This is a genomic window from Actinopolyspora sp. BKK2, from assembly GCF_011291845.1.
In the GTDB taxonomy this organism is placed as follows: Bacteria; Actinomycetota; Actinomycetes; order Mycobacteriales; family Pseudonocardiaceae; genus Actinopolyspora; species Actinopolyspora saharensis.
In genome coordinates, this window is sequence record NZ_JAANTE010000003.1 from 279,124 (window position 1) to 298,933 (window position 19,810).

Below are 19,810 nucleotides of genomic sequence, written 5' to 3' on the forward strand. Positions count from 1 at the left end.
GGGGCGGATCCCCACTGGGTGAACCGCCTCCGCGCTCAGCGACGGCGCGGCGGCGCGGTGTGCAGCGGGAGCCCGAGGGCCGACATGGCTCCCTCCATGCCGATCTCCCCCAGCGTCGGGTGGGCGTGGATCGTGTCGGCGAGCTCGTCGAGCGTGGCCTCCAGACTGATCGCCAGGGTTCCCTCGGTGATCAGGTCGCTGGCCGAGGGGCCGATCACGTGCACCCCGAGGATCTCCCCGTGCTTGCTGCCGGCGACGATCTTCATGAAGCCCTCCTCGTCGCCGGTGGTCTTGGCCCGACCCAGCGCGGCGAAGGGGAAACGGCTGGTGACGACGTCGTGCCCCGCCTCCTTCGCGGCCGCCTCGGTGAGCCCGACACTGGCGATCTCGGGATGGGTGAAGGTGGCCGCCGGGACCACTCCGTAGTCGATGTGGGACTCGTGCCCCGCGATGGTGTCCGCGGCGACCACGCCCTGGTGGGAGGCGACGTGGGCGAGCAGCGCCTTGCCGGTGAGGTCACCGATCGCGTGAAGGTGCTCGACGTTGGTCCGCATCTTCTCGTCGACCCGGACGAAACCGCGCTCGTCGGTGGCGACGCCGGTGGCCTCGAGGTCGAGTTCGGCGGTGTTGGGCTTGCGGCCGACGCCCATGAGCACGACGTCCACGTCGAGCTGCTGCTCCTTGGCGCCGTCCACCCGCACCCGCAGTGCTCCGTCGGCCTGCTCGATCGCGGAGACGGTCGACTCGGTGAGCACGCGGACACCGCTCTTGCTCATGGAGCGGCCGAGCGCCTTGCCGACCTCGGCGTCCTCGATCGGCACCAGGCTGGAGGCCATCTCCACGATGGTGACCTCACTGCCGAAGGCCGCGAACATGCTCGCCCACTCCGCTCCGACGGCGCTGCCTCCGATCACGGCGATGCGCCCCGGCACCTCGTCGAGACCGAAGGCCCCGTCGGAAGTGATCACACCGGGGAGGTCTCCCCCCGGGATCGGCAGGCGGACGGGAGTCGAGCCGGTCGCCAGGATCACGTCCCGCGCGGTCACCTTCTCCACCGGTTGTCCCCCGGCCGGGGCGGCGGCGTAACGCGGCCCGCCCTCGCCCAGCGGGGAGTCACCGGTCGGGTAGACGTCCACGCTCGTCGGTCCGGTGAAACGGGCGTGTCCGTCGATGACGGTCACGCCGTTGGCCTTGAGCAGGCCCGCCACACCGTCCGTGAGGTTCTTGACGACCCCGTCCTTGCGGCGCGCCACCGCACCGAAGTCCAGCGCCACGTTCTCCGCGCGGACCCCGAAGTCCTCGGAGTGCAGCACGGTCTCGTACACCTCGGCGGAGCGCAGCATCGCCTTGGTCGGGATGCAGCCCCAGTTCAGGCACACGCCACCGGCTTTTTCCTTCTCCACCAGGCCGACCGAGAGGCCACGCTGGGCGGCGCGGATCGCCGCGACGTAGCCACCGGGGCCGCCGCCTACCACGAGTAGGTCGAATTCCTGCACTTCGCTGTGCTCCTTTGTTCTCGCACCCGCCGAAAGCGTCGAGCTGTCGCATCCCGAGTGTCGTGACCGCGACCACGGTCGCGCCATGCCCTCACGCCCAGAGTTGACCCTCAGTGGCTGTGCAGTGCGCACATTTTCCCCACCATTCAGTGACGTAGCGGTAAACAATGAACACGAAAAGTGAACATGCCAGCAGTAACTCGAAGTTCGAGCCGGAAAAACGGCACCGCCAACCGACCCAGTGTCAAAAATTCGAGAAATTACCGATCAACACGGTTGACGCGCTCCGAGATCGATGTTCAACCGTCCGCGGTCGACCACGGGGCCTGCGAGCGGCAGCGCCGCTTCAACCGTCGGCGCGCATCCGCAACACCGACAGGGCCAGGGAGAGCGCGACGTAGGAGTCCCGGCCGTGCAGCGGCTTGCCGATCAACGTCGTGATCCTGTGCAGCCGGTTCAGCACCGTGTTGCGGTGGCAGTGGAGCCGCACGGCCGCGTTGGCCGTGGAGCAGTTCTCCTCCAGCCAGGCGGACAGGGTCTCCAGCAGCATGTCGCGTTCCTTCGGTTGCAGCGCCAGCACCTGCCCCAGCTGCTCGTCCAGCAGTCGCTGCGCCAGGTCGGGGGACTGCACCAGCAACGCCTCGGGATAGCGCTGTCCCAACGAGACGAGCTCGACGGAGCCCCGCGGCGAGGTCCCCAGCGCCGTGACGGCCAACTCGTGCCCCAGCCCCACCTCGGCCAGACCGCGCACCACGGGCGAGGCGCCCGCCCGTCCGCGGACCAACTGGCGCAGCGCCCCCAGCGCGGTGGACTCGTCGTGCTGCTCCAGCGCTATCAGCCCCACGAAGGTGTCCGCGCGCACCTGCCACACCGACCGGATGTGCAGCGCGGCCAGCGCAGCCTGCTGACCACGCAGCGCGAAGCTGCCGTCGGCGATCATCTCCGCCACCACGACGACGTAGGGGCCGGAAGTGGGCAGGTCCAGCTCCTTGGCGGTGCGCTGCGCGAACGCCGTGTCCCGCGCCCGTCCGCCGAGCAGGTCCTCCACGAGGGCGTGCCTTCGCTGGTCGTCGCTGCGCAGTTGTTCCAGCTCGGTGTTGCGGTAGGAGGTGGACAGCGCCGAGGACAGGGCGTCGATGACGTTCCACATCGCCGTAGCGGCACCGAGCACGGCGTCCGGATCGACCTGATCGGCGTGCGCCTGCTCGACCAGGGCCTCCCAGACCACGCGCCCCCCGAGTCGGAAGGTCCGCAACATCACCTCGAGCGGAACTCCCTGCTCGGCACGACGCCTTCCGATCGCCGCGGCCACGCTGTCGTCCTCGCTGCGCGGAACGCGTCCGCTGAGCACGTGCAGCACGCGAGCGAGGTAGTTGGCGCATCCCTCCCACAGGTCCTCCCGGGGAACCGGACGGTAGTCGGTCCACTCCGGGTTGTCGGTGAAGATCGCGCCCATGAGCCGTTGTGCCAGCTCGGGCACGTCGTCGAGCCTTGCCTGCGCGAGTGAACGCGTGATCTGTTCGGTGGGCCCGTCGGGGCTCTTGTGGGTGAACGCCCCGTGGACACCACCCGTGAAGGGATCAGCCACCACGCCTCCAGACGATACGCCCCGGGGTTCTGCCGGACCGGCACCGCGAATCGTGCTCAGGTCAGTCCGCCGCTGTTTCGCGGGCGACTGACGGCAGGCCGGGCCGCGCGCGATGCGCGTCCCGCCGGATTCACCGACAATTCGGGGCCCGGCCCTCGCACGGAGGCCCTCCGGGAACACGAGCGCGTGTGATCGCCCCCAGCATCGTGACGATCGGGAGTTCGATGGCCGTATCCGAATCAGCGTCCCGCGGACGCAGACCCCAGCTTCCGGAGGAAGTCGCGGTGCACATCCGCGAGCAGATCATAACCGGCCAGGTGCTCGACGGGGAGTACCTGCGGCTGGATCAACTCGCCGAGGACCTGGGCATCAGCGTGACGCCGGTGCGCGAGGCGCTGATCACCCTCACCGCCGAGGGGTTCGTCGAGCTCGAACCGCGGCAGGGCTTCGCAGTCGCCTCGCCGAACCGCCGCGACCTGATGGACATCTTCGAGCTGCAGGCACTGATCGCGGGCCGGTTGGCCCGCCGGTGCGCGGAGGAACTCACCTCCGAGGAGCTCGAACAGCTGCGCACGGTGCAGCGGGACCTGTCCCGGGCGCACGAGCTCGACGAACGCACGAGGGCGGCCGAGCTGCTCAACCGCTTCCACCGGGAGCTGGGCGACGCCGCCCACGCCAGGAAACTCGCCTGGTTCTTCGAACTGACCAGGCGCTACGCACCGCGTGAGCAGGCCCTGGCCGCGGCGGGCTGGACGGATGCCTGCGCGCGGGACCACTCCGCCGTGCTCACCGCCCTGGCGGAGGGGGACGGCGACTCCGCCGAGAGCAGGATGTACGAGCACCTGCGCGCCCTGGGCGAACTGCTGATCTCCTACCTCGACGAGCGGGACGCGTGGGCCGCGGAGCACTGAGCGAAGCTCTCCCGGCCGTGGGGCCGCTCGGCCCGAGCACACCGCGGCGGGGCGAGTGCCCGGGTCTCGTTCCGGCGCCGCCCGCGTCGGTTCCCCGAACCGACCGCAGCTGCGCCCGGAAAGCACCGATGAGCACTGATCCACCGCACCGTGTAACGATTCGGAAGCGATGTTCGACACCCGGAGTGCGGTGATCTTGTCACCTCCGGGGGGCGGAGCGTCACCGCGCACGCTTTTCGGCACGGCGCACACGGGGGATCGAAGATGCAGGTCAGTTCTCGCCAGGTGATCGCTTCCATAGCCGGCACCGTTCTGATGGTCGTGCTGACCGTCGTGCTGGCCACCTGGTTTCCCGCCGAGCAGGTACCCCCTGCCGACGGCGAAGCGGCAGTGCTCGGGTTGCCCGCGAACTGAAGCGGTGCGTGAACCGAGCGGTTCGCCCCGGTGGCCGTTCGGCTGATCCGGTGCTCAGCCGGCTATTCGCCCCTCGATCGCCACGGCGGGGAGCGTCTGCCCCTCCCTCTCCTCCTGTGGATCTCCGAGCGTAGTTGAGTTCACCCAAGCGAGCGAACAAATCGAACTCCACCGCGGGCATGATGGTGACGAACAACTATCACAGCGCAGCCCCTTCCCCCGTCACGGTGACATGACCCACCCCGGCGAATTTCACGATCGTGTGAGTAGGGGAAACTGACCGAAACGCCCGCGCGCGAGCAGTCCTCGCGCGAACCGACCGTCGAAGGTGTAACAGGCCGATGCCCAAGACAACCAATCCGATGGCGAAGCGCAGCGGGGCTTCGACCAACATCATCCTCACCGCGATCGTGCTGGTCGTAGCGGTGGCAGTCATCGGTGGCGTCGTGTTCTTCGGAGGTGGCGGCACCAACTCCACCAACGGCTCGGACAAGGTCGCCGCATCCGTGCTGCACCCCGAGGGAAGCAACAAGGTGCTCGACGCGGGTGAGGGAGCCCCCACCCTGGTCGAGTTCGTCGACTACCAGTGCCCCAGCTGTCACTCCTACTACCAGGCCGTGAACACCAAGATCGAGCAGGAGTACGACGGGAAGATCAACTTCGTGGTGCGGAACTTCCCGCTGGACATGCACCCCCTGGCCGAACCAGCGGCGCGCGCAGTCGAGGCCGCCGCCATGCAGGGCGAGTTCAAGCAGATGTATCACAAGGTGTTCGACAACTACTCCTCCTGGGCGGCCGCCTCCGGCGGGCAGAACGTGAGCAGCGACAAGCAACGCGCCCAGGAGCAGTTCACCAAGTTCGCCGAGCAGATCGGCCTGGACGTGGACAAGTTCCAGAAGGACATGCAGTCCGACCAGGTCCAGCAGCGCATCGACCAGGACAGGTCCGACGGTGAGCAGGCCGGGGTCTCGGGAACTCCCACCTACTTCCTGAACGGCAAGAAGGTCGAGTTCGGGAGCGGGGGCAACCCGGTGCAGCACCTGCGTGAGGAACTGGACGGAGCCCTGGCCAAGTGACAGCGACAGCCGAAACGACTCAACACGAGGGCCCCGGAAGCCCGGCGGAGCGCTCCGAACCCCCGCTCTTCGGGCGCGGACTGGGTTGGCTCTACCTGATCGGGGGCGGAATCGGCTTCATCGCCGCGTTCGCCCTCAGCATCGAGGAGTACCTGAGCCTGATCAATCCCGACTACGTGACCAGCTGCAGCATCAACCCGGTGGTCTCGTGCGGCTCGGTGATGGAGAGCGATCAGGCCACGGCGTTCGGATTCCCCAACCCGCTGATCGGCGTGGCCGCCTTCGCGATCGTGACCACGACCGGTGTCGCGCTGCTGTCCGGCTTCCGGCCGCCGCGCTGGTACTGGATCGGCATGCAGCTGGGCACGCTGTTCGGGGTCGTCTTCGTGCACTGGCTGATCTGGCAGAGCCTCTACGAGATCCACGCGCTGTGCCCGTACTGCATGGTGGTGTGGGTGGTGACCATAGCGGTGTTCTGGTACACCACGCTGCACAACCTCGAGAGAAGGAACCTCCCCGTCGGCCCGGCCCGACCGCTGGTGCTCGGCGTGGCCCGGGTCCACACCGTGGTGCTGGTGCTGTGGTACCTGGCCGTCATCGGCCTGATCCTGGAGGCGTTCTGGGCCTACTGGAGCACCCTGGTCTGACCCGCGGGAACTGATGAGCCCGCGAGCCTCCGGGCTTGTTTCCACAACCGAAAAAGCACAGCCGCAGCCGCCTGGCCCGCAACGACGAACATCCGTTTGCAATGCTTCGTTGTCGGGTACCAGGCGGCTATGAGCGTTCAGTTCCGTTCACGGTCTCTGTCCGAGCCGTGGCCCGAAGCGTCCTCCCCTCGATCGCACCCCCGAGATATTGGACGATCTCGTCCCTCTGATTCGATGTGCGGTGGTCTCGCATGAGGTTGGAACGAGGAGTCCGCGTGTCAGCATCCCAGTCGGATCACCACCAGGCAGCTGTGGAAAGTTCCGCTCCGCACCCGCAAGCACCGGGCACGGACGGAGATCCGCACGTGGTCGAAGTGCGGGTCGTGGCCGATCCCGAACAACTCCCCGTCATGCGCGCCGTGGTCGGTGACCTGGCCATGCGTGCCGACTTCGACGTCGACACCATCGCCGACCTGCGACTGGCCGTGGACGAGGCCTGCTCGTCGCTGGTCCGCATCGCCGCTGAGCGGAGTCAGCTGGTGGGGCGCTTCCGCACCGAGAACGACGTACTGGAGTTCACCGCCGAGGTGAACAGTCCGGATGCCTCCGGACCGCGCAAGAACACGTTCAGCTGGCGTGTACTGAGCGCGTTGTCGGACAACGTGGCATCCTCGGTTCAGGAATCGGAAGAGCACGCTGACGGGCATGTCGTGCGTATACAGCTGAGCAAGGGACGGATGGTCCACGAGTGACGCAGGCGGACTCCGAGCACGCCTACCGAGGTCAGAACTACGAGGAACTGGCCCCGTTATTCGTCGAGTTCGCGGGGTTGGAAAAAACCGATCGGCGCTACGCCGAACTGCGGGACAGGTTGGTGACCGAGCACCTGCCCATCGCACAGCACATAGCGCGGAGGTTCAGCAACCGGGGTGAGGCCCAGGAGGACCTCATCCAGGTGGCCACTCTCGGACTGATCAACGCCGTGGACCGATTCGACCCGCAACGGGGTGTCGATTTCCTCTCCTACGCCGTTCCCACCATCATGGGCGAAGTGCGGCGCCATTTCCGGGACACCGGCTGGACGGTTCGAGTACCACGACGCCTGCAGGAAAGGCACCTGTCCATTTCCTCGGCGATCTCGACGCTCTCGCAGAGCCTGGGCAGAGCCCCCACCCCCAGTGAGATAGCCGGACATCTCGGCATCAGCAGGGACGAGGTTCACCAGGGGCTGGAGGCGGGCAACGCCTACCGGAGCAGTTCCCTCGACGAACTGCTCAGCGACACCGACGAGATACCGCTCGGCGACGCCATCGGCTCTTCGGACGCAGAGCTGGACGAGGTGGAGAACCGCGCGGCGATCCGCCCCCTGCTCGAGGAGCTCGGCGAGCGGGAACGGCGCATCGTGGTGCTGCGCTTCTTCAAGTCGATGACCCAGACCCAGATCGCCGAGCAGATCGGGATATCCCAGATGCACGTCTCACGGCTGCTCGCGCGCACCCTGAGCTGGTTGCGGGAGCGCATAGAAGTGGACGTCCCTCCCGAACCCGTGAAGGACTGACCTCTCGCGGGGTCGGTCGTGAGAACCGTCTCTGCCCTCCCGTCTCTGGTTGTGACCCACGCGAATCGGGGCCGCTCGGACTGAGCGGCCCCGATTCGCATCCCGGCCCGGGGGGTGTTCGGTTGGGGAGTTGCCGGGGAACCGGCGTCGGGGGAAGCACGGTCCCCCGGCAACGACTCGTCGCGGGCGTCAGCCGAGGCCCAGGCCCCGCTGCTGCAACCACGGGATCGGGTTGAGCTCCTGCGCTCCGGGACCGACGCGGACCTCGAAGTGCAGGTGCGGTCCGGTCGACTGCCCGCGGCTGCCGACGGTGGCGATCTGCTGTCCGGCCTCCACCTGCTGGCCGACGCTGACCTGCGAGCTATGGATGTGCCCGTAGACGGTGACCTCACCGTTGTCGTGCTGCACGCGGACCCACATCCCGAAGCCGCTGGCGGAACCGGAGCTGATCACGGTGCCCGCTTGCGGAGCGTAGATCGGTGTTCCCGTGTCGGCGCCGATGTCGATACCGGCGTGCGTGCCACCACGGCTGTGGAAGCCCGAGGTGAGGAACCCTTGCTCGACCAGCTTGTTCGGCGTGGGATCAGGTGCCTCGGCCGCCTTCGGAGCCGCCTTGGCCCGTGGCTGCTTCTCCTGCTCGTCCGCCTTGTTCTGCTGCTCGGCCTTCTCCTTCTGCGCGGCCTCGCGGGCAAGAGCCCTCTTCTTCTCGGCCTGCTGCTGGACGGCCTTCTTCTGCTCAGCCTTGCGCTCCGCCTCGACCTGCTTCGCCTTCTCGGCGGCACGCTGCTGGCGCACCTGCTTGCTCTTGTCCAGGTTCTGCTTCTCCCCCCCGTCGCTGTCCGACTCGCCGCTGGGCAGCTTCACGGACTCGGGGGACTCGGGGGTGCCGTTGACGGCCGCGCTCAGCGGACGCTGTTCCGCCACCGGAGCGACGTCGCGGTTCTGCGACCCTCCGCCGTCCTCACCGCTCACGGCGACCAGCGGAGATCCGACCGCGACGAAGGCGCCCGCCGCGACCACGCCGGCGAGAATCTTGTTGCGGACGGGGTTGCTCCCGGAACTCGAAAACGAATTGCGAAGGGATTCGGGGATACGTGACTTGAGGGTGGAGAACTTGTCGCGACCGCCCTCGTCATGCTTGTCGGCCATGCTCGCCTTTCCGTCTCGGGGAGGTCCGGACACATCCCGTCGGGGGTCGGGTGCACTCCTCGGGGGTTGAAGTGCGTCGTGACCGAACCGTGACGTACCGGCTGCAACGTAGCTTTATGTATCCACTGCTTCAAGCTCTCACCCTTTGGATGCAGAGCAAGAGCACATGTGCCACGCATGCAAGCACTCTATGTGTTCATAAGCGGGTTGCGCTTCGATAACGCTGCAACCAAACGCCTACTTGGCTCACCACGCCTCCGACTGCGACACGGGGCGGCGCGGGCCGATCCGGGGGACCTCGGGACCCGTGATCGGATTCCTCGTCGAAGTCCCTGGTAAAACCACAAAACAGCTTCGGAAAAGATCCACGTCGTCGACTCATTCCGGATCAAGAACCTCCGGAATCGTGATCTCGAAGAGATCGCGAAAAGCGGTAATGTAGCCCGCCGGATAAATGATCGAATGAACACATCGGGGGCCACGTTAAAGCAAACAAGCCGCCAAAGTGATGTCCGACACGCGAATGCGGGGCTCGCTCGGGGAAAAAGACTCGCGACGCCGCACGGCGCCCGGAAGGTCACAGTGCGCGAGGGAGTGCTCCTTCACCGCGAAGCACTCGTCCCCCGTCCGGCACTGCCCCGGTCCCGCCGTAGCGGGCCGGGCACGGGGACGCCGCGGTCAACCACGCGACCACTCGTTGGAGTGAGGAAACGGGGGCAGGCGTTGCGGTGTAGCGCACCTGCCGTGAACATCGACTGTCGTTGCCCGGTTCGTCGCTGTCGGGAGGGTGCCGGTGTCCGAGCGGGACGCTCGACCGACGGGTGGCGGCTCCGGCCGTCCGGGGATCAACGTTCGACAGCTGTGGACCGGAGGAGCGGCCACGGCTCTCGTCGCGCTGCTGATCGCCCTGGTGGGGCTGGTGATCGCTCGCGGAGTTCTCCACATCCCCGTGCTCGGTCCATCGCGCTACGGCACGCTCGGGGACGTCAGCACGGTCTGGATGTGCCTGTTCGCGGCCGTGGCGGCGCTGCTCGCGACCGGGCTGATGCATCTGCTGCTGCTGAGCACGCCACGGCCGACGACCTTCTTCGGGTGGATAGTCGCGCTCGCCACGACAGCGGTGGCAGTGCGACCTTTCACAACCACGGCGGCGCTGGAAACACAGCTCGCCACGTGCGTGTTGAACGTGTTGCTGGGAATAGCGATAGGAACGCTGGTCGGCGGAGTGGCCGCGAGCGCGGCTCGTCGCCCCTGAAACGGGCACCGCGACGGCGGGACGAGAGCTGCCTCGTCCCGCCCGATTTCGGGAGCGACTCCGAAGAAGCCCCCGCGGCCACTCGTGAACCGCTGTGAGCGGTTGTCAGCCTTCCTCGGCCCGCATCGGGCTGGCCGCCGTACGCCACTGCACGGTGGGGCGCATGGCAGCGAGATCGACGCGGTCCTTGAACTGCTCGGCCACGCCGAACAGGGAGTTGATCAGGGTGTTGGACAGCAGGTGCGGGTCGAGGCCGAGCTCGACCAGACCGGTGTGCACGACGTTGTAGTAGTGCTGGTCCTGCTCCACGCGCGGGTTCTCGAGGTACTCCACCTCAACGGTGCCGTGGTAGTTGTTGGCAACCGTCTTGGCGATCTCCTCCACCGAGAAGCTCTCGGTCATCTGGTTGAACACGCGGAACTCGCCCGGATCGGCGGGGTTCTCCGCGGCCAGCCTGATGCACTCGACGGTGTCCCTGATGTCGATGACGCCACGCGTCTGACCGCCGGTGCCGTAAACCGTCAGCGGGTGACCGAGCACGGCCTGGATCACGAAGCGGTTGAGCACGGTGCCGAAAATGGCGTCGTAGTCGAACCGGGTCGCCAACCTCGGGTCCCTGGCCGTCTGCGGAGTCTCCTGCCCGTAGACGACCCCCTGGTTCAGATCCGTCGCACGCAGGCCCCAGATACGGCAGGCGAACTCGATGTTGTGGCTGTCGTGCACCTTGCTGAGGTGGTAGAAGGAGCCCGGCTTCTTCGGGTACAGCATCCGGTCGGTGCGCCCCTTGTGGGTGACCTCGAGCCAACCCTCCTCGATGTCGATGTTGGGAGTGCCGTACTCACCCATCGTGCCGAGCTTGACCAGGTGGATGCTCGGATCGACTTCCTCGATCGCGAACAGCACGTTGAGGTTGCCGATCACGTTGTTGTGCTGGGTGTAGACCGCGTGCTTGCGGTCGATCATGGAGTAGGGAGCGGCACGCTGCTCGGCGAAATGCACGATGGTGTCGGGACGGAAGTCCCTGATCATCTCGACGGTGAATTCCGAGTCGACGAGATCACCGTAGTACATCTTGATCTCCTGGCCGGAAACCTCCCGCCAGGCGTCGACCCGCACCTGCAGCGGTTCGACCGGAACCAGGCTACGCACGCCCATCTCGTGGTCATAGGCCCTACGGGCGAAGTTGTCTACTACGGCCACCTCGTGACCGCAGTCGGACAGGTGCAGAGCGGTCGGCCAACCAAGGTAGCCGTCCCCACCGAGGACGAGGATTCGCACGCCTTCTTCTCCTCTGTACAATGCCGGCTTCCACGATGCCGTTCACCGACATCGTGTCCACCATCTGCCAAGGTCCGTTTCCGAGACACCCTGCTCGCGGGTATCCACAGAATGTGATTCACCGGGCACGACGTGTGTGAGCGAAAACCCGTCTCACACGATCGTGTCCGATATGAAAGGCTAACTGCCGCCCTGTGACAGCCAACCTCACCTCCACGAATGGCATGCTCTCATCCAATGGGCCGGCGACGAAGCCATCTCCGTACATTCGTGGAGTCCACTTCGACGACCCGTTCCACCCACAGGAAGGGAGCACATCGTGGCCGCCACCTCGGGGCCGGAAGCACAACAGCCCACCGGAGGCGCACGTCACTACTGGCGACTGCTCCGCCGTTTCGCCGGAGCTTCCGCCGTAGCTACAATCAGTAGTCAGCTCGTGTTCCTGCTCTCCTACTCGCTCAGCTCCATGCCGATCCTGTCCACGGTGCTGGGCTGGCTGGCAGGAGCCGTCCCCAACTTCCTGCTGAATCGGAGAACCTGGGGCAGCAGGGGGCGCAGCGGGCTGCGTGGCGAACTCGCCCGGTTCCTCCCCGTCTCGGTGGCCACCGTGCTGATCGCCGGAACAGCCGCCAACTACGCCGAAACTCTCGCCCTGCATCTGTTCGCCGAATCCGCTGCCCCCCGAGTCACGCTGGTCTGGGGGGCCTACCTGGGAACCTACCTGCTGATGTTCGTGGTCAAGTTCTTCCTGATGGACCGGGTGGTCTTCCCTAGTCACCGGCGGCACGAGCCGGCTCGCTGACCTGCTCCTCCGAGGAGGTCGATCCCGCCGAAGCCTGCATCACGCGCCGGGCCTTGCGCTCACGCATCCAGGTGCCGAGCACCACCTTGGTGTAGCGGTACCCGTAGAGCACGTTGTTGCCCTTCTTGCTGAATCCGGCGACCCGCTGACGCATGGTCATGGCCTGCTCCCGAACGCGGTAACCACGTGCCAGCACCCCGACCAACAGCTCCGAGGACTGGTACTGCTGCTGCTCCAGGCGCACCGAGTTGGGAACCTCGGCGCGCATGGCGCGGAACCCGAACGAGGTGTCCGTGATGCGCTGCCCGGTCATGGCGCTGACGAGCCACGCGAACACGTAAGTGCCCACGCGACGCAGCAACTGCGGGTTCTCGCTGCTGCCCAGACGCCGCGATCCGGTCACGAAGTCGGCCTCGTCGTCGATGAGCGGACGCAGCAGGCTGGGAAGCTCCTCGATCTCGTACTGCCCGTCGGCGTCAGTGGTCACCACGTAGCGTGCCCCGCGCTCGGCGGCCAGTCGGTAGCCGAGCCGCAGCGCGGCTCCCTGCCCCCGGTTCTTCGGAGCCGTGCAGGTGTAGGCACCGTGACGCGCCGCCGCCTCGGCCGTGGCGTCGGTGGCACCGTCCACCACGACCAGGGTGTCCACGTTCAGGCCGCAGCTCGTCTCGGGGATCCCGTCCAGCACGGAGGGGATTGCGTCCTGCTCGTTGTAGGCGGCGATCAGCACAACTACCGGGGCGAACCGGTGATCGCCGTAGCGCGTGGCGTAATCGGCCAACGCGTCCTGGTCGACCTCGTCCGGAAAGGTCGTCGACATCTCATGCTCCTTCAGGCCGTGATCTCGGCTACCGGTTCGTCGTGGAACCCTTCGTGTCGGTCCGGCGGCCGGTTATGGCTGTGATTCCCAGTGCCCCGGCCAGGGGCAGCAGCACCAGCCCGGGAAGTTGATACCGCCAGGAGAACTCCATGGCCGCCGCGGTGAAGAGTGCGGCCGAAGCCAATCCTCCCGAAAGCAGACACACCGCTCTGAGCCCGCTCCGGTTGGCTCGTCCCACCCCCAGCATCGCCGCAACAGTGACGAGCAGAGCCAGCCCGAGGACAGTGCCGGGAGTATAGCCCCCGCTCTGCTGGTAGGTGCGCAGAAGCCCCGCGGCTCGGTCGTTGACCGAGTAACCACCGTCGTCGTAGTACTCGAGCCATCCGTTCAGGGACCACTCGGTGAAGTAGAGCGGATACTCGGTCTGGAAGTGCCACCTCGACAGCGGGACGTCCCCGGGCGACTGGGTGCGCATGGGGGCGAACCCCTTGAGGAAGTCCTTGGCCACCCCTCCGAAGACGTCCAGGGGCTGACTGCGCAGCACCTTGAACGCCAGTGAGTGCTGTGCGATCGAGTAGGTCGTGTCCTCGGGCAGCTCATCGGTGTCGACCTGGTTGTGGAAGAAGTGGATGTAGTAGTCGATCCCGTTGCGCTTGCGCTCGGACACCGGCTCCTTCGGGCACACGGCCCGCTGCGCCTTGGTGAGGTCCAGCTCGTCGCACTTGGCCACCATCGCCGTACGACCGAACACCACGCTCCCCGTCGATCCGCCGAGAGCGGGAACTCCGGTCCAGAGCATGTGGTAACTCGCGTACCCGGCCAGCACGAGCACGAAACCGCCCACGAGGGCACCTCCGGCGCGGAGCCGGCGCTTCCAGCCGTCCCGCGGACGCAGCCCGGCCGCCAACAGCACGAACACCGCCGCGGGGACGACGAGGGTGAGCCCCACCAGGCGGACCAGCACCGAGGCCGCCAGCACACACCCCGCGACGAGAGCGAGCCGTGGCCCCGGAGTTCCCCACCAGGTCAGCAGGATGAGCACGGTCAGCAGCAGCACCTGGAACAACAGATCGGACATGATCATGTGCTCGACCTGGAGCTGGTACGCGTCGAACAGCACCGGGGCGACCGCGAGAGCTGCCAGCCAACGCCTGCACCCCAATCGCAGCAGCAGGCAGTACCCGGCCAACGCCAGGGCGAGTCCGAGCAGGTGCTGGACCAGTACCACGACCCCGAGGTTCCCGAACAGCAACACCGGCCCGAGCAGCAGCAGCTCGTAACCGATCGGGTTGATGTTGCTGGGATCGAAGACCCCGAGATCCCGCAGGTACCGGGTGGAGTCGATGTACAGCAGCGCGGGCTGGTAAGCGACCTCCACGAGGAGGCGCAGCAACACCCCACCCAGCAGGAACAGCGCCAGCAGCCAGTGCCGCCGGACCGTACGCAACAGCCGGTGGGTCATGTCGTCGCGGGAACACTGCCGTCGGCGACGTGGCGGAAGTCGTCCCAGACCGTGCGCAGCCCCTCGGAGAACCGCACGCTCGGCTGGTAGTCGAGCTCGCGCTTGGCCTTCTCGACCTCGACGATCACCGCGGGCATCTCACCGTTCTTCGCGGGCACGTGCGTCACGGGGATCTCCTTGCCCGTGACGGCGCGCACCGACTCGATCAGTTCCATCACCGAGACGGAGCTTCCGGAGCCGATGACGGCCGTACCGCTGTACTGCTTGTCCCACGCGGCGACGATGGCTCGGACCACGTCGTCGAGATGGACGAAATCACGGCTCTGCGAGCCGTCTCCGTACACCTCCACTCCTTCGTCCGCCAGCGCGGCGCGCATGAGGCGCGGCACGAAGCTGTCCTTGTGCCCCATGCCGGGCCCGTAGATGTTGGTGAAGCGCAGTGCCGTGGTGGCGATGCCGTAGGCGCCGGTGTAACCGGACAGCAGCATCTCGCAGGCGGCCTTGGTCGCTCCGTACGGTGTCAGCGGCCGCAACGGCAGCCGTTCGGAGATCGTGCCGTAGCCGATGTCGCCGACAACGGCGTTGGTGGAGGCGAGCACGAAACGTGTGAGACCCCGCTGGCGTGCCAGTTCCAGCAGCCCCTGGGTGACCTCCACGTTCTCGGCAAAAGTCTCGGTGGGCTTGTCCACCGAGCGCAACACGGAAGTGATCGCGGCCAGATGGATGATCCCGGCACTTCCCTCGGTGACGGCGGCGTCCCGAACCTCGGGGTCTGTCAGATCGCCGGGGACGTGACTGACCAGGTGACGGTGTTCCTCCGGAATCTCGGGCTCGACTCGGTCGACGACCGTCACGGGGTTGCCGCGGTTCGCGAGGGCCCGGACAACGGCTTTGCCGACAAAGCCCGATCCGCCGGTCACCACGACCCGCTCTGCACCGACTTCCGGTTCACCTGATTTCGCTGCGGACTGCACAAAGCTGCTTGGCACGCATATGACTCTAACCGTTCCTGTATTCGCCGTGTGCGAGCCCGTCGCAAACCGATCCCCCGAACGAATTACCTGGGTGTTGGAGGGGTAAGCACAGAGTTTCACTCGTCGGTGTAAAAGCGGGCCAATCCGGCGAGTCCGGGGGCGAACACCTCCGTGACGAAGATCCGGTCCAGCTCGGCCTCCTGCTCCGCCTCGGTGTCGTAGCGAGCCGACCACTCCGCGAAGGTCGCACCGGTGGCCGTGACCGGAGCCAGCCGCACGATAGCCCGATAGCTCCTGACCTGGAACGGCCCCTCCAACATCTCGTAGCAGTAGCTGCGGCCGACCGAGTCGAACGCCGTCAACCGCTCACGCACCCGCGCTCCGTCACCCAGCCACAGCCGCCGGACCACCCCCACCTCGGTCGGGGAGCCGCCCTCCAGCTCGAGAGCGGTCACGGCGGGATGCCACTCGGCGAGACCGGCGAAGTCCCCGAACCACTGCCAGACGCGGTCCACGGGGGCGGGGATGACCGCACTCGCGTAGGACTCTGCCATCGGAACTCCTCCACAACGTTTTCGAAACGAAAATCCGCCCCGCGCCCGGGGAGCGGAAGGCGTCGGTCAGTCGCCGCTCTCACCCGCTCCGCGCAGGAATGCCTCGGTCCGGGCGACCACCGCCCGCTCGGTGGGCAGTCGCTCCATACTGCTCGCACCGTAGAAACCGTGACAGCGCCTGGTCCGGGACAACACGTAACCGGCGTCCTCGGGATCGCTTATCGGCCCCCCGTGGCACAGCACCAGAATGTCGTTCCGGATTTCGGCGGCCGCCGCGGACCACTCGTCTATCAACCGGACGCAGTCGTCGAGGTCCTTGGCAGTTTCCGCCCCGATGGACCCTCCCGTGGTGAGGCCCATGTGGCACACCAGGACGTCGGCCCCGGCCTCGGTCATGGCCCTGGCGTCGTCGGCCGAGAAAACGTAGGGGGTGGTGAGCAGGTCCGCTTCGCTCGCGGCACGGATCAGTTCCACTTCCAGGTCGTAGCTCATCCCGGTCTCTTCCAGATTCTGCCGGAAAGTCCCGTCTATGAGTCCCACGGTGGGAAAGTTCTGCACACCGGCGAACCCCATCCCGCGCAGCTCGGACAGGAACCTGTCCCGCATCATGAAGGGATCCGTTCCGTTCACCCCGGCCAGCACGGGAGTGTTCCGCACCACCGGAATCACTTCACGGGCCATTTCCACGACCGTGTCGTTGGCGTTTCCGTACGCGAGCAGTCCCGCCAGCGAGCCGCGTCCCGCCATCCGGTAACGGCCGGAGTTGTAGATCACGATGAGATCGATCCCGCCGGCCTCCTCGCACTTGGCCGAGAGTCCGGTACCGGCGCCACCGCCGATGATCGGCAGTCCCCGGGAGGCCTTTTCCCGCAGTCGCCCCAGTATCCGGGAACGCTCGCTCGTTTTCCCCACAGCACCAGGGGCCGTGCCGTCGCTGTCGGTCACTAGCGCACCACCTCGGAAAAAGCGGTCAACAGTTCGCGCACGAACTCCGGATCGTTGACGTTGTACGGCAGTCGGACGAGACGCCGCCTGTCGTCCTGGACGACGTTGCTCCGCAGGGTCTCGAAAAGGGCTTCGTCCGCCTCGGGATCGTGAAAGGGGCCGCCCGGGACGTCAAGGAGGGAAACTCCGCCCTCGGGCAGCAGGAAGCGAACCGGGGACGCGAAAGCGTTGAGTTTCTCCGCGATGAACAGACCAATGCGCTCGCACTCCTCCGGAGTGGTTCGCATCAGGGTCACCTGCGGGTTGTGCTCGTAGAGATTCCGGTCGGCGTACTTCTCCGGAACCGTTTCCCGCGGCCCGAAGTTCACCATGTCCAGAGCGCCGCACGAACCGACGTAGGGAACACCGCTGCGCGCCAGGGAGTCGAAGCGCTCCTCCCCCGCGCTCATCACACCGCCCGCGACGAGGTCGCACACCTCGGTGGTCGTGATGTCCAGCACAGCGCGCAGCAAGCCGTCCCCGGCCAGCTTCTCCATCGCGCGACCGCCCGTGCCGGTCGCGTGGAAGACCAGGGGGTCGTAGTCCTCACCGAGCTCGGCGACGACACCGGAAACGCAGGCCGTGGTGACACCGAACATGGACAGGGCGACAGCGGGCTTGTCCTCGCCCCCGGGGCCCGTTCCGGCCACGACAGCACCGTGGATCCCGTTGGCCGCGTTGGCGAGCACGCGGCGCGAGATCCGGTTCAATCCCGCCATGTCGGTGACCGAGGGCAGCAGCGTGATGTCGCTCGCGTCGACGTAGCCGGAGACCTCGCCCGACACGACGGTGGAGACCATGAACTTGGGGACGCCGATCGGCAAAGAGCGCATGGCCGGAGTGATCATCGCCGTGGCGCCGGACCCGCCGAGCCCGAGGACACCGGCCACATCCGTGCGCGACTTCAGGAACTCCTCGAACGCCTCGGCCATGCCGGAGACCGCCGAACCACGGTCGCCGGTGAAAACGCCCCAGCTTCCGTGCGGGTGATGCGCCGCTACCGACTCCGCGGGCACGGACACGGCCGCCGCGGCGGTATCCCGGGTGCTCAGGTCCACGGTCACCACCGAGGAGCCGTTCTGCCGGAGCAGGTCCGCGACGTGATCGAGCTCGGCTCGCTTGGTGTCGAAGGTTCCGACAACGTAAACGCTGCCCATATCACGCCCCGCGGTCACACAGTGATCATGCGTGTCGCACTCTACTGCTCCGCGCGGACGCGGGACAGCCCTTGTCCGGGATTCACCTCACTCGTCCGGGGGTTGATGAAAGCCGCGGAACGCGGACTCGGGAGCACCACGGACGACGAAGGCCCCGCCGGGCTTCCGGCGGGGCCTTCTCCGCGAGTTGCCCGAACAAGGTCAGTGGCTCTTTCCCCTGCCCTTGACCTTGTTGACGACCCGATCGATCTTTTCCTTGTTCTTGGGGTCCTGGGCATAGCGCTTGGCCTGTGCGACCGCACGCCTGCCCTGCGGACTCTTGGCGAAGTCGGCCACCTTCTTGAAGATCGACATGCCAGCTCCTGCCGTCGAATCGGTTTCCTCCGTGTCCAGATTACCCGAAACGCGAGCAAGCGAGACCGACGTCACAGCACGCTGCGCACTCGCGGTGTCACCAGGAGAAACGAGCCCGACGGGGCCGGCCGGCCCGAGAGGTTCGGACTCGCTCAGCCGAGCGCTCCCCGCACCGTGGCGTTGCCCTTCAACAGGTTCCTGGCCAGGGTGCGGCGCTGGATCTCGTCGGTTCCCTCGAAGATGCGCAGCAGCCGCAGGTCGCGGTACCAACGCTCGATGGGCAGCTCCCGGGTGTAGCCCATCCCGCCGTGAATCTGCATCACCCGGTCGACGATCTCGTTGGCGCGCACCCCTCCGTGCAACTTGGCGATGGACTGCGCGTGGCGGGAGTCCATCCCCTGGTCGGCTTGCCAGGCGGCCTGGAGCACCAACCAGCGCAGGGACTCGATGTCCACGGCCGAATCGGCGAGCATCCACTGGATGGCCTGCCTGTCTGCGATGGGCGCGCCGAAGGTCTTCCTCGACTGCGAGTACTCGGTCGCCATCTCCACCATGCGCTCGCACCCCCCGAGCGCACGCGCGGGCAGCAGATACCGCCCCCGGCCGATCCACTGCATGGCCAGTGAGAACCCGCCACCGACCTCACCGAGCACGTTCTCCTCGGGAACCCGAACCCCGTCGAAGGTCAGCGCGGCGGGCTGCCGGTCCCACTCACCCATGATGTCGATGGGTTCCGAGGTCCAGCCCATGTCCCGGTCCACGAGGAAGCAGGTCACACCGCCGTCGGCGCCCTTCTCCCTGTCGGTCACGGCGAAGACCATCGCGAAGTCCGCGTCGATGCCTCCGGTGATGAACGTCTTCTCACCGTCGATGACCCACTCCGCCCCCTCCTTCCTGGCGGTCGTGCGGATGTTCTTCGCGTCCGATCCCGCATCGGGCTCCGTTATCGCGAAGCAGGACTTGCGGGTGCCCTCGATGGTGGGCAGCAGGTAGCGCTGCTTCTGCTGCTCGTCCCCGTGGTAGAGGATGTTGTCCGCGCTGCCTCCGAAGCTGAACGGCACGAAGGTGCGCCCCAGCTCGACCTCGGTCAGGGCGGTCAGCACGGCCGACAACCCCATGCCGCCGTACTCCTCGGGCGTCTGCACTCCCCAGAACCCCGCCTGGCGGGCCTTGTCGCGCAGCTGCTCGGTCTCCTCCTTGCTCAGACCGCGCTCTCCCCTGCGCTCCCTGTCCAGCACCTGCTGTTCCAGCGGCATCAGTTCCCGCTGGACGAAGTTGCGCACCCAGTCGCGGATGTCGCGCTCGGTGTCCGACAACGAGAAATCGACCATGAC

20 protein-coding genes are annotated in these 19,810 nt (G+C 66.8%); 8 read left to right on the forward strand and 12 right to left on the reverse strand.

Features of this window, described 5'->3' with window-relative positions:
* Window positions 1-35: 35 nt before the first annotated feature.
* Entirely contained in the window at window positions 36-1,496 is a 1,461-nt protein-coding gene (lpdA, locus tag G9Q41_RS08150) for a dihydrolipoyl dehydrogenase (RefSeq protein ID WP_092522134.1), read from the reverse strand.
* A gap of 346 nt (window positions 1,497-1,842) precedes the next feature.
* The gene (locus G9Q41_RS08155) at window positions 1,843-3,084 is read right to left on the reverse strand and encodes a helix-turn-helix domain-containing protein (protein WP_347567488.1); all 1,242 of its coding nucleotides are present in this window, start codon (window positions 3,082-3,084) and stop codon (window positions 1,843-1,845) included.
* 224 nt (window positions 3,085-3,308) lie between these two features.
* On the opposite strand from G9Q41_RS08155, the gene G9Q41_RS08160 reads away from it, so the two are divergent.
* From G9Q41_RS08160 to G9Q41_RS08185, 6 genes are all read left to right on the forward strand, one after another.
* Window positions 3,309-3,995: a GntR family transcriptional regulator gene (locus tag G9Q41_RS08160; RefSeq protein ID WP_207630731.1), complete on the forward strand. Its 687-nt coding sequence runs from the start codon at window positions 3,309-3,311 to the stop codon at window positions 3,993-3,995.
* Window positions 3,996-4,259: 264 nt separating this feature from the next.
* On the forward strand, window positions 4,260-4,409 hold the full coding sequence (locus G9Q41_RS08165) for an archaellin/type IV pilin N-terminal domain-containing protein (protein WP_165632154.1): 150 nt from the start codon (window positions 4,260-4,262) through the stop codon (window positions 4,407-4,409).
* Between the two features lie 341 nt (window positions 4,410-4,750).
* Window positions 4,751-5,485 (forward strand): thioredoxin domain-containing protein, encoded by a 735-nt coding sequence (locus tag G9Q41_RS08170; RefSeq protein ID WP_092522138.1) that lies wholly within the window; start codon window positions 4,751-4,753, stop codon window positions 5,483-5,485.
* Window positions 5,482-6,132, forward strand: a complete 651-nt coding sequence (locus G9Q41_RS08175) for a vitamin K epoxide reductase family protein (RefSeq protein ID WP_092522140.1) — start codon at window positions 5,482-5,484, stop codon at window positions 6,130-6,132. Before G9Q41_RS08170 ends, G9Q41_RS08175 begins: the two co-directional genes overlap by 4 nt.
* Window positions 6,133-6,407: 275 nt before the next feature.
* Window positions 6,408-6,884: an ATP-binding protein gene (locus G9Q41_RS22275; RefSeq protein ID WP_245695678.1), complete on the forward strand. Its 477-nt coding sequence runs from the start codon at window positions 6,408-6,410 to the stop codon at window positions 6,882-6,884.
* On the forward strand, window positions 6,881-7,690 hold the full coding sequence (locus G9Q41_RS08185) for a SigB/SigF/SigG family RNA polymerase sigma factor (protein ID WP_165632284.1): 810 nt from the start codon (window positions 6,881-6,883) through the stop codon (window positions 7,688-7,690). Before G9Q41_RS22275 ends, G9Q41_RS08185 begins: the two co-directional genes overlap by 4 nt.
* Before the next feature lie 189 nt (window positions 7,691-7,879).
* Here the strand turns inward: G9Q41_RS08185 and G9Q41_RS08190 are convergent, their stop codons facing one another.
* The gene (locus G9Q41_RS08190; protein ID WP_165632285.1) at window positions 7,880-8,839 is read right to left on the reverse strand and encodes a M23 family metallopeptidase; all 960 of its coding nucleotides are present in this window, start codon (window positions 8,837-8,839) and stop codon (window positions 7,880-7,882) included.
* 793 nt (window positions 8,840-9,632) lie between these two features.
* Between G9Q41_RS08190 and G9Q41_RS08195 the strand changes: the two genes are divergently transcribed.
* Window positions 9,633-10,094, forward strand: a complete 462-nt coding sequence (locus tag G9Q41_RS08195; protein WP_092522148.1) for a DUF6069 family protein — start codon at window positions 9,633-9,635, stop codon at window positions 10,092-10,094.
* A gap of 105 nt (window positions 10,095-10,199) precedes the next feature.
* Here the strand turns inward: G9Q41_RS08195 and G9Q41_RS08200 are convergent, their stop codons facing one another.
* A complete protein-coding gene (locus G9Q41_RS08200; protein ID WP_165632286.1) occupies window positions 10,200-11,372 on the reverse strand; it encodes an NAD-dependent epimerase/dehydratase family protein in 1,173 nt (390 codons plus the stop codon).
* A 319-nt stretch (window positions 11,373-11,691) separates the two neighbouring features.
* Between G9Q41_RS08200 and G9Q41_RS08205 the strand changes: the two genes are divergently transcribed.
* Window positions 11,692-12,174: a GtrA family protein gene (locus tag G9Q41_RS08205; RefSeq protein WP_165632287.1), complete on the forward strand. Its 483-nt coding sequence runs from the start codon at window positions 11,692-11,694 to the stop codon at window positions 12,172-12,174.
* Here G9Q41_RS08205 and G9Q41_RS21480 read toward each other — a convergent pair.
* The 8 genes from G9Q41_RS21480 to G9Q41_RS08240 all read right to left on the reverse strand — a co-directional run bounded on the left by G9Q41_RS21480 (window position 12,143) and on the right by G9Q41_RS08240 (window position 19,807).
* A complete protein-coding gene (locus G9Q41_RS21480) occupies window positions 12,143-12,991 on the reverse strand; it encodes a glycosyltransferase family 2 protein (protein WP_207630733.1) in 849 nt (282 codons plus the stop codon). The genes G9Q41_RS08205 and G9Q41_RS21480 overlap by 32 nt on opposite strands.
* A 28-nt stretch (window positions 12,992-13,019) precedes the next feature.
* Window positions 13,020-14,453 (reverse strand): hypothetical protein, encoded by a 1,434-nt coding sequence (locus G9Q41_RS21485; protein WP_207630734.1) that lies wholly within the window; start codon window positions 14,451-14,453, stop codon window positions 13,020-13,022.
* Window positions 14,450-15,376, reverse strand: a complete 927-nt coding sequence (locus G9Q41_RS08215; protein ID WP_165632440.1) for an NAD-dependent epimerase/dehydratase family protein — start codon at window positions 15,374-15,376, stop codon at window positions 14,450-14,452. The genes G9Q41_RS21485 and G9Q41_RS08215 overlap by 4 nt, the downstream gene beginning before the upstream one ends.
* A 167-nt stretch (window positions 15,377-15,543) precedes the next feature.
* On the reverse strand, window positions 15,544-15,981 hold the full coding sequence (locus tag G9Q41_RS08220) for an SRPBCC family protein (protein WP_092522152.1): 438 nt from the start codon (window positions 15,979-15,981) through the stop codon (window positions 15,544-15,546).
* A 66-nt stretch (window positions 15,982-16,047) separates the two neighbouring features.
* Entirely contained in the window at window positions 16,048-16,893 is an 846-nt protein-coding gene (locus G9Q41_RS08225; RefSeq protein ID WP_092522857.1) for a phosphoenolpyruvate hydrolase family protein, read from the reverse strand.
* Window positions 16,894-16,925: 32 nt separating this feature from the next.
* Window positions 16,926-18,122: a Tm-1-like ATP-binding domain-containing protein gene (locus G9Q41_RS08230; protein WP_165632441.1), complete on the reverse strand. Its 1,197-nt coding sequence runs from the start codon at window positions 18,120-18,122 to the stop codon at window positions 16,926-16,928.
* A gap of 201 nt (window positions 18,123-18,323) precedes the next feature.
* Window positions 18,324-18,476, reverse strand: coding sequence for a hypothetical protein (locus tag G9Q41_RS08235; RefSeq protein ID WP_165632288.1), 153 nt, complete (start codon window positions 18,474-18,476; stop codon window positions 18,324-18,326).
* A gap of 152 nt (window positions 18,477-18,628) precedes the next feature.
* Entirely contained in the window at window positions 18,629-19,807 is a 1,179-nt protein-coding gene (locus G9Q41_RS08240; RefSeq protein WP_165632289.1) for an acyl-CoA dehydrogenase family protein, read from the reverse strand.
* Between the last annotated feature and the right edge of the window lie 3 nt (window positions 19,808-19,810).

What these genes read in the sequence shown, in the direction of transcription:
- G9Q41_RS08160 (WP_207630731.1), top strand. Translation starts at nt 3,309, where the DNA reads ATGGCCGTATCCGAATCAGCGTCCCGCGGACGCAGACCCCAGCTTCCG.
- G9Q41_RS08165 (WP_165632154.1), top strand. Translation starts at nt 4,260, where the DNA reads ATGCAGGTCAGTTCTCGCCAGGTGATCGCTTCCATAGCCGGCACCGTT.
- G9Q41_RS08170 (WP_092522138.1), top strand. Translation starts at nt 4,751, where the DNA reads ATGCCCAAGACAACCAATCCGATGGCGAAGCGCAGCGGGGCTTCGACC.
- G9Q41_RS08190 (WP_165632285.1), bottom strand. Translation starts at nt 8,839, where the DNA reads ATGGCCGACAAGCATGACGAGGGCGGTCGCGACAAGTTCTCCACCCTC.
- G9Q41_RS21480 (WP_207630733.1), bottom strand. Translation starts at nt 12,991, where the DNA reads ATGTCGACGACCTTTCCGGACGAGGTCGACCAGGACGCGTTGGCCGAT.
- G9Q41_RS21485 (WP_207630734.1), bottom strand. Translation starts at nt 14,453, where the DNA reads ATGACCCACCGGCTGTTGCGTACGGTCCGGCGGCACTGGCTGCTGGCG.
- G9Q41_RS08220 (WP_092522152.1), bottom strand. Translation starts at nt 15,981, where the DNA reads ATGGCAGAGTCCTACGCGAGTGCGGTCATCCCCGCCCCCGTGGACCGC.
- G9Q41_RS08230 (WP_165632441.1), bottom strand. Translation starts at nt 18,122, where the DNA reads ATGGGCAGCGTTTACGTTGTCGGAACCTTCGACACCAAGCGAGCCGAG.
- G9Q41_RS08235 (WP_165632288.1), bottom strand. Translation starts at nt 18,476, where the DNA reads ATGTCGATCTTCAAGAAGGTGGCCGACTTCGCCAAGAGTCCGCAGGGC.
- G9Q41_RS08240 (WP_165632289.1), bottom strand. Translation starts at nt 19,807, where the DNA reads ATGGTCGATTTCTCGTTGTCGGACACCGAGCGCGACATCCGCGACTGG.